The organism is Streptomyces sp. NPDC090032 (assembly GCF_044748025.1).
GTDB lineage: Bacteria > Actinomycetota > Actinomycetes > Streptomycetales > Streptomycetaceae > Streptomyces.
On record NZ_JBIVFF010000003.1, the window covers coordinates 231,433 to 244,507 of the forward strand.

13 protein-coding genes are annotated in these 13,075 nt (G+C 71.1%); 5 read left to right on the plus strand and 8 right to left on the minus strand.

Features of this window, described 5'->3' with window-relative positions; genetic code table 11:
- Nucleotides 1-182 precede the first annotated feature (182 nt).
- Genes ACIPWY_RS08100 through ACIPWY_RS08110 form a run of 3 tightly spaced genes read left to right on the plus strand, consistent with a single transcriptional unit; the run spans nucleotide 183 to nucleotide 3,384 of the window.
- Nucleotides 183-1,577 (plus strand): glycosyltransferase family 4 protein, encoded by a 1,395-nt coding sequence (locus tag ACIPWY_RS08100; protein ID WP_362899644.1) that lies wholly within the window; start codon nucleotides 183-185, stop codon nucleotides 1,575-1,577.
- Entirely contained in the window at nucleotides 1,571-2,302 is a 732-nt protein-coding gene (locus tag ACIPWY_RS08105) for a methyltransferase domain-containing protein (RefSeq protein ID WP_362899646.1), read from the plus strand. The genes ACIPWY_RS08100 and ACIPWY_RS08105 overlap by 7 nt, the downstream gene beginning before the upstream one ends.
- The gene (locus ACIPWY_RS08110) at nucleotides 2,299-3,384 is read left to right on the plus strand and encodes a prenyltransferase (protein ID WP_362899648.1); all 1,086 of its coding nucleotides are present in this window, start codon (nucleotides 2,299-2,301) and stop codon (nucleotides 3,382-3,384) included. Before ACIPWY_RS08105 ends, ACIPWY_RS08110 begins: the two co-directional genes overlap by 4 nt.
- Here the strand turns inward: ACIPWY_RS08110 and ACIPWY_RS08115 are convergent.
- Nucleotides 3,378-3,674 carry a hypothetical protein gene (locus tag ACIPWY_RS08115; RefSeq protein ID WP_362899650.1) on the minus strand — a complete coding sequence of 99 codons (297 nt, stop codon included), beginning with the start codon at nucleotides 3,672-3,674 and terminating at the stop codon, nucleotides 3,378-3,380. The two genes, ACIPWY_RS08110 and ACIPWY_RS08115, sit on opposite strands and share 7 nt — an antisense overlap.
- 119 nt (nucleotides 3,675-3,793) lie before the next feature.
- Here ACIPWY_RS08115 and ACIPWY_RS08120 point away from each other — a divergent pair, with 119 nt between their 5' ends.
- Nucleotides 3,794-4,381, plus strand: a complete 588-nt coding sequence (locus tag ACIPWY_RS08120; RefSeq protein ID WP_362899652.1) for a hypothetical protein — start codon at nucleotides 3,794-3,796, stop codon at nucleotides 4,379-4,381.
- A gap of 30 nt (nucleotides 4,382-4,411) precedes the next feature.
- Here ACIPWY_RS08120 and ACIPWY_RS08125 read toward each other — a convergent pair whose 3' ends face one another.
- The 7 genes from ACIPWY_RS08125 to ACIPWY_RS08155 all read right to left on the minus strand — a co-directional run bounded on the left by ACIPWY_RS08125 (nucleotide 4,412) and on the right by ACIPWY_RS08155 (nucleotide 12,059).
- The gene (locus ACIPWY_RS08125; protein ID WP_362899654.1) at nucleotides 4,412-5,470 is read right to left on the minus strand and encodes an LLM class F420-dependent oxidoreductase; all 1,059 of its coding nucleotides are present in this window, start codon (nucleotides 5,468-5,470) and stop codon (nucleotides 4,412-4,414) included.
- Between the two features lie 114 nt (nucleotides 5,471-5,584).
- A complete protein-coding gene (locus tag ACIPWY_RS08130) occupies nucleotides 5,585-6,436 on the minus strand; it encodes a hypothetical protein (protein ID WP_362899656.1) in 852 nt (283 codons plus the stop codon).
- 150 nt (nucleotides 6,437-6,586) lie between these two features.
- Nucleotides 6,587-7,600 carry an N-acetylmuramoyl-L-alanine amidase gene (locus ACIPWY_RS08135; protein WP_362899658.1) on the minus strand — a complete coding sequence of 338 codons (1,014 nt, stop codon included), beginning with the start codon at nucleotides 7,598-7,600 and terminating at the stop codon, nucleotides 6,587-6,589.
- 24 nt (nucleotides 7,601-7,624) lie between these two features.
- Nucleotides 7,625-8,275, minus strand: a complete 651-nt coding sequence (locus ACIPWY_RS08140) for a class I SAM-dependent methyltransferase (protein WP_389543062.1) — start codon at nucleotides 8,273-8,275, stop codon at nucleotides 7,625-7,627.
- Between the two features lie 129 nt (nucleotides 8,276-8,404).
- Nucleotides 8,405-9,730, minus strand: a complete 1,326-nt coding sequence (locus ACIPWY_RS08145) for a M20/M25/M40 family metallo-hydrolase (protein ID WP_401532484.1) — start codon at nucleotides 9,728-9,730, stop codon at nucleotides 8,405-8,407.
- The gene (locus ACIPWY_RS08150) at nucleotides 9,727-11,097 is read right to left on the minus strand and encodes a cytosine permease (protein WP_362899663.1); all 1,371 of its coding nucleotides are present in this window, start codon (nucleotides 11,095-11,097) and stop codon (nucleotides 9,727-9,729) included. The genes ACIPWY_RS08145 and ACIPWY_RS08150 overlap by 4 nt, the downstream gene beginning before the upstream one ends.
- Nucleotides 11,094-12,059 (minus strand): DUF1177 domain-containing protein, encoded by a 966-nt coding sequence (locus tag ACIPWY_RS08155; protein ID WP_383889157.1) that lies wholly within the window; start codon nucleotides 12,057-12,059, stop codon nucleotides 11,094-11,096. The genes ACIPWY_RS08150 and ACIPWY_RS08155 overlap by 4 nt, the downstream gene beginning before the upstream one ends.
- Before the next feature lie 176 nt (nucleotides 12,060-12,235).
- On the opposite strand from ACIPWY_RS08155, the gene ACIPWY_RS08160 reads away from it, so the two are divergent.
- The gene (locus ACIPWY_RS08160) at nucleotides 12,236-13,057 is read left to right on the plus strand and encodes an IclR family transcriptional regulator (RefSeq protein ID WP_362899667.1); all 822 of its coding nucleotides are present in this window, start codon (nucleotides 12,236-12,238) and stop codon (nucleotides 13,055-13,057) included.
- Nucleotides 13,058-13,075: the final 18 nt, after the last annotated feature.

Sequence of the window (13,075 nt, forward strand, 5' to 3'; positions counted from 1 at the left end):
ATGGCAGGGGAGCGGGGGCTCCGTCGTGGCGCGAATCACCTGATCCGAGCGTTACAGCGAGGCTACCTGCCGGTAGATTCTGTGCTCCTTGAAGCATCAAAGAGCTGGCAACTCTGAAACTTGTTCTAGATTACCGCCCACGCGTAGTCTCGCGTGAACGTGCCGCGAGAAGGGGGCCACGAGTGACCGCTGAGGCCGTGGAGGCGGGCCCCCGGGCCGGGTCCTCCGCCGATGGTGACCGTCCGTTGCGTATCGCTCTCCTTACGTACAAGGGGAACCCGTTCTGCGGCGGGCAGGGCGTCTACGTACGCCATCTGTCCCGCGAACTCGCCCGGCTGGGGCACCAGGTCGAGGTCATCGGATCCCAGCCCTACCCCGTCCTCGACGAGGGCGAGGACCTGGAGGGGCTCAGGCTCACCGAGCTGCCCAGCCTCGACCTGTACCGCAGCCCCGACCCGTTCCGCACCCCCAAGCGCGACGAGTACCGCGACTGGGTGGACGCGCTCGAGGTCGGCACCATGTGGACCGGCGGCTTCCCCGAACCCCTCACGTTCTCGCTGCGCGCCCGGCGTCATCTGCGGGCGCGGCGCGGCGAGTTCGACGTCGTGCACGACAACCAGACCCTGGGCTACGGCCTGTTGGGCGGGCCCGCCGCGCTCGGCGCCCCCCTCGTCACCACGATCCACCACCCCATCACGGTCGACCGGCAGCTGGAGATCGACGCCGCGCCCGACTGGAAGCGGCGCGCCTCCGTGCGGCGCTGGTACGCGTTCACGCGGATGCAGAAGCGCGTCGCCCGCCGCCTGCCGGCCGTGCTCACCGTCTCCGGGACCTCACGCCAGGAGATCGTCGACCACCTCGGCGTGCGCCAGGACCGGATCCGTGTCGTGCACATCGGCGCCGACACCGACCTCTTCTCGCCGGACCCCTCGGTCGCCGAGGTGCCGGGCCGCATCGTGACGACGTCCAGCGCCGACGTCCCCCTCAAGGGACTCGTCTTCCTCGTCGAGGCGCTCGCCAAGGTCCGCACCGAGAACCCGGCCGCCCACCTCGTCGTCGTCGGCAAGCGCGCCGAGGACGGGCCCGTCGCCGCGGCCATCGAGAAGTACGGCCTCGAAGGCGCCGTGTCCTTCGTCAAGGGCATCACCGACGCCGAACTCGTCGACCTCGTACGGTCGGCCGAGGTCGCCTGCGTGCCCTCCCTGTACGAGGGCTTCTCGCTGCCCGCCGCGGAGGCCATGGCCACCGGCACCCCCCTGGTCGCCACCACCGGCGGAGCGATCCCCGAGGTCGCCGGGCCCGACGGGGAGACCTGCCTCGCCGTGCCCACCGGCGACGCGGGAGCCCTGGCCACCGCGCTCGGCAGACTCCTGGACGACCCGCAGCTGCGGGCGCGGCTCGGCGCCGCCGGACGTGAACGCGTCCTCGGGAACTTCACCTGGGCCCGCGCGGCGCTCGGCACCGCCGAGCTCTACCGCGAGTCCATCGCCCGCTCGGCCGGCCGGCCCCTCGGCGCCGCGGCCACCACCCCTCTCGAACGTGCAGGATCCGACCGCGAAAGCAGGGCCACGTGCTGACCGTCGACTTCACCCGCTTCCCGCTCGCCGCAGGCGACCGCGTCCTCGACCTCGGCTGCGGAGCCGGGCGGCACGCGTTCGAGTGCTACCGGCGCGGGGCCCAGGTGGTCGCCCTCGACCAGAACGGCGAGGAGATCCGCGAGGTCGCCAAGTGGTTCGCCGCGATGAAGGAGGCTGGTGAGGCCCCCGCAGGCGCCACGGCCACCGCCATGGAGGGCGACGCCCTCAACCTCCCTTTCCCGGACGCCTCGTTCGACGTCGTGATCATCTCCGAGGTGATGGAACACATCCCCGACGACAAGGGCGTGCTCGCCGAGATGGTCCGCGTCCTCAAGCCCGGCGGCCGCATCGCCGTGACCGTGCCCCGCTACGGCCCCGAGAAGGTCTGCTGGACCCTCAGCGACGCCTACCACGAGGTCGAGGGCGGCCACATCCGCATCTACAAGGCGGACGAACTCCTCGCCAGGATGCGCGAGGCGGGCCTCAAGCCGTACGGCACCCACCACGCGCACGCCCTGCACTCGCCGTACTGGTGGCTGAAGTGCGCGTTCGGCGTCGACAACGACAAGGCGCTGCCCGTGCGGGCGTACCACAAGCTCCTGGTCTGGGACATCATGAAGAAGCCGGCGCTCACCCGGGTGACCGAGCAGCTCCTCAACCCGGTCGTCGGCAAGAGCTTCGTCGCGTACGCCACCAAGCCGCACCTGCCCAAGGCCGAGGCGTGACGAGCCCGGAGAAGACCGAACACCTCGTCCTGCCCGGCGTACTGACCGCCGATCAGGCCGCCGCGACCGTCCGCGGGCTGCTCGCCGTGCAGCGCGAGGACGGCGCCATACCCTGGTTCCGCGGCCACCACCTCGACCCGTGGGACCACACCGAGGCCGCCATGGCCCTCGACGCGGCCGGCGAGCACGACGCCGCCGAACGCGCCTACGACTGGCTCGCCCGCCACCAGAACGAGGACGGCTCCTGGTACGCGGCCTACGCCGACGGGGACGCCGCCGACATCACCGACCACGGCCGCGAGAGCAACTTCGTCGCCTACGTCGCCGTGGGCGCCTGGCACCACTACCTCTCCACCGGCGACGACGCCTTCCTCGACCGCATGTGGCCCACCGTGTACGCGGCCATGGAGTTCGTGCTGCGGCTCCAGCAGCCCGGCGGGCAGATCGGCTGGAAGCGCGAGCCGGACGGGACACCCGTCGACGAGGCGCTCCTGACCGGCAGTTCGTCCGTGCACCACGCGCTGCGCTGCGCCCTCGCGATCGCCGAAGAGCGCGAAGAGCCCCAGCCCGACTGGGAGTTGGCGGCGGGCAGCCTGCGGCACGCGATCCGCCGCCACCCCGAACGGTTCCTCGACAAGAACCGTTACTCGATGGACTGGTACTACCCCGTCCTCGGCGGCGCCCTCATCGGTGCCGAGGCCGAGGAGCGCATCCAGGGGTCCTGGGACCGCTTCGTCGTCCCCGGGCTCGGTGTGCGGTGCGTCGTCCCCAACCCGTGGGTCACCGGCGGCGAGAGCGCCGAACTCGCCCTCGCCCTGTGGGCGGTGGGCGAGTCCGACCGCGCTCTGGAGATCCTCCAGTCGATCCAGCACCTGCGCGACCCGGAGTCGGGCCTGTACTGGACCGGCTACGTCTTCGACGACCGGGCGATATGGCCCAGGGAGCTGACCGCGTGGACAGCCGGTTCGGTGCTGCTCGCCGTCGCCGCGCTCGGCGGCGACGAGGCCACGTGCTCGGTGTTCGGCGGCCGCCTCCCGGCGGGCTTCGAACCGGACTGCTGCGAGGGCAGCCCGGCTCAGTAGCGGCGCAGCCGGCCCGCGACGAAGTGCCCGACGAACAGGTACACCAGTGCCGCCAGGCCGTAGCCCGCGACCACCCGTGCCCATTCGTCGTCGAACGTGAACAGGTCGTGCGACCATCCGGCGAGCCACAGGGCGGCGTCGTGGATGAACTGCACCAGGGAGTTGGCGCGGTTGGCGTCCAGCAGGTACATCAGGATCCACAGGCCGAGGATGACGGCCAGGATGTCTGCGACGACCATCACGATCGTCGCGGCTTGGTTGGTGCCTCGGGTTGCTTGTCTGGGAGACATGAAGCACGGATTACCGCTCCGGAGCGGGCGAAACCCGTACGGGCTCGCCCGAGTAGCGCAGGCGTAGGTGTCGGGGGACGCTGCCAGGGAGCAGCAGCACCCTGACCTGGAGGTTCGTCGTGACCGGTTCCACCCTGCCCATACGCCGCGCCGTCGTGGCGTTGACCGTCAGCTCCGCCCTCCTGGTGGGCGGGACGGCGTGCAGCGGCAACGACACGACGAAGGCCAAGGCCAAGGCGTCGGCATCCGTGGCCGCGGATGTGGCGGAACCGAGCCCCACCAGCTCCGCCGAGAAGCAGAAGTTCGCCAAGACGCGCTTCGTCGCCAACGCGGGGCTCGCGGCCGGCGCGACCTACCAGTGGATCGTGAAGCCGTACCGCAAGGGCAAGTTCAAGAAGGGCGCCCACGGGCGCAAGCTCGCCCTCGTCAAGGCGGGTGTCGCGGGCGCGTTCGCGTACAACAGGCTGAAGGCGGCCGTGAAGAACGCGAAGGGTGACCCGCTGCTCTCCAAGGCCGTCGCGCCGCTCACGGCGGGCATCGACAAGCTGAAGGACCTGCCGTCCAAGCTGCGCAAGGGCGACGGCACGGACGGCGCGGTCAACTCCTTCGACGATGTCATCAACTCGGTGAAGGACGCGGGCAAGAGCGCGGGCGCCGAGGTGAAGGACAAGGTGCCGTCGACCAAGGAGCTGACCTCGGGGTCGTAGCGCCACAACCCTTCAACTGGGCGGTTTGCGCTACGAGTTGAGCTCCGCGAGGACCCGCAGCGTCTGCGGGTCCGGGGCCAGGACGAGCAGGTCGGTGACCGGGCCCTTGCGCCACAGTTCGAGGCGTTCGGCGATCCGGGCGCGCGGGCCGACCAGCGAGATCTCGTCGGCGAAGGCGTCCGGCACGGCCAGTACGGCCTCCTCGCGCCGTCCCGCGAGGAAGAGCTCCTGGACCCGGCGGGCCTCGTCCGCGTACCCCATGCGCGCCATCAGGTCCGCGTGGAAGTTCCTCCCACCCGTCGCCCGACCACCGCCCCCGATGGAGCGCTCCGCGCGCCCCTTGTATGGGCCCATGCCGCCGATGTAGAAGCCCAGCATCGCCTTCACCGGCAGCAGCCCCTCCGCGACGTCGTCGCAGACCGTGACCCGGGCCATCGGCGCGATCATGAAGTCGTCGGGGAGCTCCGTGAGGGCGGCCTCGTACGCGTCCGTGCGCGTCGGCGACCAGTACAGCGGTAGCCAGCCGTCCGCGATGCGGGTCGTCTGCGCGATGTTCTTCGGGCCCTCGGCACCGAGCAGGATCGGCAGACCGGCGCGCAGAGGGTGCGTGATCGGCTTCAGCGGCTTGCCGAGGCCGGTGGCGTCCTCGCCGCGATAGGGGTGCGCGTGGAAACGTCCGTCCATCTCGACCGGACCCTCGCGCCGCAGCACCTGCCGCACCACGTCGACGTACTCGCGGGTGGCCGTGAGCGGGGACTTCGGGAACGGCCGCCCGTACCAGCCCTCCACCACCTGCGGCCCCGACAGGCCGAGCCCCAGCATCATGCGGCCGCCGGACAGGTGGTCGAGGGTGAGCGCGTGCATCGCCGTCGTCGTGGGGGAGCGGGCGGCCATCTGCGCGATCGCCGTGCCCAGGCGGATGCGCGAGGTGTGCGCCGCGATCCACGTCAGCGGCGTGAACGCGTCGCTGCCCCAGGACTCGGCCGTCCACACCGAGTCGTACCCCAACCGCTCGGCCTCCTGGGCGAGTTCGAGGTGACGCGGATCGGGACCGCGGCCCCAGTAGCCGAGCGCGAGTCCGAGTCGCATGGCCCTGCCCCTTTCTGACGAAGCGTCAGCTCATGGTTCCGGGGGCGACTGTACGACAACGGCCCCCCACCCGGAAGACGGGTGAGGGGCCGTGACGGAGAAGGCCGGGCGACGTCAGCCGCGCTGGATCCCCGTCGTGTCCTGCAGGACACCACGACGACCGTCCTGGGTCTGGGCGACAAGCCCGGGACCACGCTGCTCCACCGCGAGGTACCACGTGCCGGGCGCCAGCTCGGCGATCGGCGTCGGGGAGCCGTCCTCGGCGTACAGCGGACGCGGCACCGGCACCGCGAACCAGAACGGCGAGAAGTCGCCGGCCGGGGCCTGCGCGGCCTGCGGCGCGGGCGCCGCCTGCTGCTGCGGCTGGGCGGCACCGTAGGGCTGACCGGGCTGGCCGGGCTGGCCGGGCTGTGCGCCGTAGGGCTGGCCCGGCTGCTGGGCGCCCGGGTAGCCGTAGGCACCGGCGGGCTGCGCGCCGTACGGCTGCGGGGCCTGCGGGCGCGGGGCGCCGACGAGGGCCGCCTTCAGCGCGGGCACGAGGGGCGTGGCGACGGCGGCACCCGCGAGCACGAGAGCGGCGATCAGGCCGAGGATCGCGCCCGTACCGGCACCGAACGCGTTGTCCGGGAACGTGCCGATGTTGTTCCAGCCACCCGCCGGGTCGAAGATGTTCCCCAGCGCGCTCCATGCCGCGAACACGGCGAGCGCGATGCCGAACTGGCCGAGGTCGAGACCGGCCACCTTCGGCACGTTGGGCAGCCCCCGGGCGACGACGATCAGCACCGCGGCGATGACGCCCGCGAGGAAGACGCTGAACAGGAGCGGCGCGCTCTCCCAGGCGTTCGGGAGGCTTTCGTTGCTGGAGTTCCCGTCGATCGAATAGATGTCGAGGAACGAGGCGATGAACAGCAACACCGCTGCTCCGATCACCACGCCGTCGCCTCGAGTGAGGGAGCGGATATTCACTTCAGGTCGGTCCTTCGTCAGTCGTCCGGTCGTCGGCGGAGGCGTCGCTGTCGCTGCTGTGCCGTGCGAAGCGCGGGGGTGGCCCCACATCGTAAGGAGACACTATCGTCCGCTCGGCGGAGGTGTCTGCCGAGATCCGCAGGGTGAGAACTACCCGCGCAGGAAACTCACGATTCCGTCAGACATCCCCTGCGCCGCCTTCTGTCGCCACGTGCCGCTCGTCAGCAGGGCCGCGTCCTTCGCGTCACGCATGTTGCCGCACTCGATGAACACCTTCGGCACGGTCGAGAGGTTGAGACCTCCCAGGTCCTTGCGCACGTCGAGGCCGGTGCGGTCGCCGATGTAGTTGGAGGGGGCCGAGCCCGTGGCGCGCAGGAAGTTGCCCGCGACGCGCTCGCCGAGGTCGCGCGAAGGGCCGGCGATCGCCGTGGTGTTCGCGGAACCGGAGTTCACGGATGCGGGAAGGATCACATGGAAGCCGCGGTTGCCCGCCGCGGAGCCGTCGGCGTGCACGGAGATCACGGCGTCCGCGTGCGCCTTGTTGCCGATCCGGGCGCGCTCATCCACGCACGGGCCCCAGGAGCGGTCACCGTTGTGGGTCAACTCGACGGTGGCGCCCTGCTGTTGGAGCAGCGTGCGCAGCCGGCGCGAGACGTCGAGGGTGAACTGGGCCTCGGTGTAACCGGCGTTGGTGGACGTGCCGGTCGTGTCGCATTCCTTGCGGTTCGTCCCGATGTCGACGAGCCGGTTGATCTCCGCGGTGTGCTGGAAGTTCCCCGGATTGTGACCCGGGTCGATGACGACGACCTTGCCCTTGAGGGGGCCGGATCCGGCGGGCTTCGACGAAGAGGCGGGCGGCTTCGACTTCGACGCGGTGGCGCTCGGCGACCTGGTGCCCTTCTTCCCGTCGTCGGACTTCGACGGGGAGGGGGACGTGGTGTCCGTGCCCGCCGTCGACGACCGGCTCGCGGCGGGCAGGGTCTTCGCGGGCTCGCTCTCGCCCGGACCGCCCGCCACCTGCCAGATCAGCCACCCGGCGAGAGCCGTGGGCACGAGCGCGGCGAGCGCCACGGTCAGCGGACCACCGCTGAACCGGCGCGGCCGCCGGGGGCCGTCCCCGTCGCCGTCGAAGAAACCGTCGCTGTCCGGGCCTACGTATGACACGTGGGTGAGCCTAACGGTCCTTCTTCAGATCCCGGTGCCTGTTCGGCGCAGGACGCGCAGGGATTCCGTCGCAGAGACCTCGGTGAACGCGCCGGACTCCAGGGCCCTGAGGTAGACGCGGTACGGGGCCTGGCCCGTCCACTCGTCGATCTTGACCGGGAACACGTCGTGGATGAGGAGCAGGCCGCCCTCGGCGACGTGCGGGGCCCAGCCCTCGTAGTCGGCGGTGGCGTGCTCGTCGGTGTGGCCGCCGTCGATGAAGACGAGGCCGAGCTTGCCGCCCCAGACGGCGGCGACCTGCGGGGAGCGGCCCACCAGGGCCACGACGTGGTCCTCCAGGCCGGCCGCGTGCAGCGTGCGCCGGAACGTGGGGAGGGTGTCCATGCGGCCGACGACCGGGTCCACGGTCTCCGGGTCGTGGTAGTCCCAGCCCGGCTGCTGCTCCTCGCTGCCGCGGTGGTGGTCCACGGTGAGCGCGCTCACGCCGGCCTGGCGGGCCGCGTCGGCGAGCAGGATCGTGGAGCGCCCGCAGTACGTGCCGACCTCCAGGAGCGGCAGGCCGAGCGCGGCGGCCTCGGTGGCGGCAGCATGGAGCGCGAGGCCTTCACCGAGAGGCATGAACCCCTTGGCGGCCTCGAAGGCGGCGAGGATCTCCGGCTTGGGCGCCGCGCTCATGGGTCCCCCGTAGGTCGTACGTACATGTGGTCCGCCCATGCTGCCGTACGCCCCCGCTGCCGGCTGCGGCGGGGGCGTACGGGGGGTGAGCCCGGGTCAGGGGCGTTCACAGGGGCAGGGCCGGAGGTCTCAGCAGCTCTGCCAGAGGCGGGTCATGACGCGGACGCCGAAGCGCAGGCCCTCCAGCGGGACGCGCTCGTCGACGCCGTGGAAGAGGCGGCCGTAGTCCAGGTCGTGCGGCAGCTTGAGGCCCTTGAACCCGAAGCAGCGGATGTCCAGCTTGGTGAAGGCCTTGGCGTCGGTGCCGCCCGGGTTGCAGTACGGGACCGGGTGGCCGTCGGGGTCCTCGGCGCGCACGGCCTCGCACATGGCGTCGACGAGCGGGCCGTCGAACGTCGTCTCCATGGCGATGTCGTGGTTGACCCACTCGCGCCGCACGGACGGCAGGAGCAACTCGTCGATGGTGTCGATGAGTTCCTGCTCGTGGCCGGGCAGGAAGCGGCCGTCGACGCGGGCGGTGGCCTTACCGGGGATGACGTTCGTCTGGTAGCCGGCCGTGAACATGGTGGGGTTCGCGGAGTTGCGGAGCACCACCTGCATGAAGTCGGCGACCGGTCCCAGCCCGGCGAGTTCGGCGTCGAGGTCCTCGGCCTCGAAGTCGATCTCCACGCCCTTGAGCGCGGCGGCCTCGGCCAGCAGCGCCCGTACGGGCTCGATCAGGCGGATCGGGAACGTGTGGCGGCCGATGCGGGTGAGGGACTCGGCGAGGTCGGTGACCGCGTTCTCGTCGTTGGGGGACGAGCCGTGGCCGGCCCGGCCCGTCGCCGTGAGCTCCATCCAGGCCATGCCGCGCTGGGCGTTCTCGATGGGGTAGAGGCGCCGGGTGTCGTCGATCGCGTACGAGAATCCGCCGCCCTCGCCGATGGCCTCGGTGACGCCGGCGAAGAGTTCCCGGTGGTGCTCGACGAGCCAGTGCGCGCCGAACTTGCCGCCCGCCTCCTCGTCGGCTAGGAACGCGAGGACGATCTCCCGCGAGGGGCGGGTGCCGGTGCGGGCGAAGTGGCGGGCGGTGGCCAGCATCACGGCCACCGTGTCCTTCATGTCGATCGCACCGCGGCCCCACAGGTAGCCGTCGCGGATCTCGCCGGAGAAGGGCGGCACCTGCCATTCGGCGGCGTCGGCGGGCACGACGTCGAGGTGGCCGTGCACGAGGAGGGCGCCGCGGGTGCTGTCCGCGCCGGGGATACGGGCGATGACGTTCGCCCGGCCCGGCGCGCTCTCGACGAGCGTCGATTCGATGCCGGCCTCGGCGAGGCGGTCCACGACCCAGTCGGCACAGGCGCGCTCGTCGCTCGTCGGGTTGGAGGTGTCGAAGCGGATCAGCTCCGCGCACAGCCCGACCACCTCGGCCTGGGCCTCTTCGGATGCGGGGGTCAGGGCGCCGGGGGTGTTCATGCCGCTCCCACAGGGGTCGCTTCGGGGGCGGCGGGGACGGTGGTGTCCTCGTCGTCCAGGGTGGAGGTGCCGTACGGCCGCACGAGGCCGAGGAGCCCGAGGACGGAATACAGGACGAAGGCGGTGGCCAGCGAGTTGAGCGCCGGGATGCCGACGGTCACGTACTTGCCGACGCAGAACGCCGCGATCCAGATCACGATCGACAGGGGCACCCAGGTCGGCGACGTCGCGGGCAGTGTTCCGGCCTCGCGGGTCTCGTCGAGCGGCTTGCGCTGGCGCCGTACGACCCAGTACTCGGCCACGATGATGCCGCCGATGGGCGGGATGGCGACGCCGAGCACGGACAGGAACTCGGTGAAGTGGGTCATGATGCCGACCGCCGAGAGCAGGGTGCCCGCGAGGCCGAGCACGATGGTGACGGCGCCGCGGTGCAGGCGCTTGCCGAAGACGACCTGGAAGAAGTTGACGACGCCGAGCGAGGAGCCGTACAGGTTCCAGTCGTTGATCTTCGCGGTGGACATCAGGACCACGATCACACCGAAGGCGCCCGAGGTGGAGAGCACGATGTGCGACACCTCGCTGGACTTCACCAGGTGGCCGAGCAGTACGCCCGTGAGGCCGACGATGTACTCGGAGAGGATCATCGACGAGGCGCTCTGCAGGAAGACGTGCGAGCCCTTGCGGTTGTAGCGGGTCATCTCGGGGGAGACGATCGCGCCGGTCATGTAGCCGCCCGCGATGGCGGTGGCCGCGACGGCGAGCGGGATCGTCTGACCCGGCGCCGGGGAGCTGATCAGGTCACCGATGGAGTGGTCCATCAGGGCGTTCGTGACCGACCAGGCGACCAGGGCGAAGAACAGCGGCGTGACGATCTTCGCGAAGAGCGCCATGTAGCGGAAGCCGAAGATGACCAGGACCGTGATGGCGAGGCCCGCGGCCACGCACCACATCCACGACGGGCCGCCGATGAGCGCGGACACGCTGTTGCCGAAGATCGTGTTCTGCACGCCGAACCAGCCGACGAGGCTGACCGCGATGACGAAGCTGACCAGCGCGGAGCCGTTGCGGCCGAAGCCGATCCAGCGGGTGAGCATCGGGGTCGCGAGTCCCTCGCGCATACCGGCCAGGCCGATCGCGAAGATCACCACTTCGAGGATGACCGCGCCGAGCGTGAAGGCGAGGAACGCGTTCCCGAAGGTCATGCCGACGCCGATGGTGGCGCCCAGCGTGAACTGCGAGATGGAGCCCGACTGGGCGAGCCACTGGAGCAGCATCGTCCAGAAGCCGAGGCGCTGGTCGCGCGGGACGCGGGTCAGCGAGTAGTCGTCGCTGCCGAGCCGCTTGGTCTCGGTGCCGGTGGCGGTCATGAGGACTCCCGGGGCTCACGGCTCTCACGGCCGAGGGTCTGAAGGTGGGACAGGGAGCCGTAACGGCTCACGAGGTTGTCGAACTCCGCCTCGTCGTGGAAGTCGAGCCGGCCGCCCCCGTACGCCTTGGCCGTCTCGACGGCGAAGCGTGCGGCACTGGCGATGTCGGTCTCGTGGCTCGCGCCGGTCTGGCAGCCGGGGACCGCGGCGGCCGAGGTGACCGCGAGGCCGACGACCGGAGCGGGGGTCGCCGTGGCCGGCTGGAGGATCGAATTGATGTGATGTGCACCGTTACCGTACGGCGTGATGTCCTGCGTGGTCACCGGGTATGTGACCAAGGGCTCACCCGTGACGACCGCGAGCAGCTCGCCGAGCGCCTCGCTGACCCGCAGCACCCACCCCTCCTTGACGGTGGGGGACAGGGCCAGGCCCTTGTGGTTGATGATCCGGTTGCCCTTGGTGGTGTCGATGGAGAGCACGGCCTCCATCTCGCCGGTGACCTCGTGCCGGTTCATCGTGGCGATGTCGACCGGGGAGTCCATGAAGGGGACCGGGTCGTGCGGCGCGGTGGGCGCGTCCGGGCAGATGTGCGTGGCGACGATGACGTCACCCGGCAGCACGTCGCCCTTGCGGCGCATGTCGAGCAGCTTGGCCGCGGTGGCGAGCGCGGCGGCGGCGCCGTCCGCGTCGGAGACCAGGCCCGTCATCTCGGGCCGGGCGCCGACGCCGCCGAGCCGGCCGACCACGCCGAGCGTGCGGGACGAGCCGCCGCTCGTACGTCCCGTGCTGCCCGGGATGCGTACCAGCACGAAGTCGGTCGAGCCGCGCTCGCCGGTGACGGTGGTGACCTCGGCGCCGCAGCCCTCGGGGCCCGCGACCGAGTCGAGGTACTCCACGGCGCGTTTGCCGTCGGCGTTCGGGTCGTCGAGGAGTTCGACGATGTCAAGGACGTACTTCAGCATTGGGCGGCCTCTCTCGCTCCCGACACTCACTCCAGGTCGGGTGGTGCTGACAGCAGAGTCGGGATCGGCTAGCGTTGTCGGCAACTGTTTCCCGTTATCTGCAATTCAGGTCTGAATGGTGAGATGGCCGACGAGATACAGAGATCCGTCGGGGATCATGAGAGAGGAGCGGCGGGATGAGTGAGATCCCACTGGACCGGCGGACGCCCGCCGGCGCGCTGCAGACCGTCGACCGCGCCCTGCTGGTGCTGCTCGCCTTCGAGCGGACGCGGCCCGACTGGGGCGTGACGGAGGTGGCGGCCGAGTTCGGCTGGGACACCTCGGTCGCCCAGCGGCTGCTCTCGACACTCGCGGGCCGCGGTTTCCTGGTCTCCGACCCGGCCACCCGGCGCTACCGCATCGGGCCCGCCGTGCTCCGGCTCGGCCGGCTCTGGGAGCGCTCGGGCTCGCTCGAACTGCTCGCCGCACCCGTCCTGGAGGAACTGGGCCGGGCGACCGGCGACACCGTCCTGTTCTGTCTGCCGGACAGCTTCCACATGCGCTGCGTCGCCGCCGTCGAGGGCGAGTCGGGGCCGCTGCGCTACTACCCGCTGGTCGGCGAGCTGTATCCGGCGCACGCCGGAGCCACGGCCAAGTCGTTCTACGCGTTCCTGCCCGACGAGCAGCGTCACCGCCTCTTCCGCGGCCGCCCCATGGCCCGCTTCACCGACCGCACGGTCACCGACCCCGACGAGCTGGAGCGGGAGCTGGTGCAGGTGCGTGCCCAGGGATACGCCTGGACGGTCGGCGAGTACGACGCCGGGATCGCGACCGTCGCCGTGCCGGTCTTCCTGGGCCGCGAGCCCTACGGCAGCCTCAGCCTCGGCGGCGCCAAGGAGCGCTTCGCGGACGGGCCCGAGGGGCGGCTCGACGCCCTGCGCAAGGCCGCGAGCCTCCTGGAGAAGCGGCTCACGCACCCTCCGCAGCGCACGCGCAAACCGCGCGCCACCCAGTCCTGAAGCCCCGGTCCTGAAGTT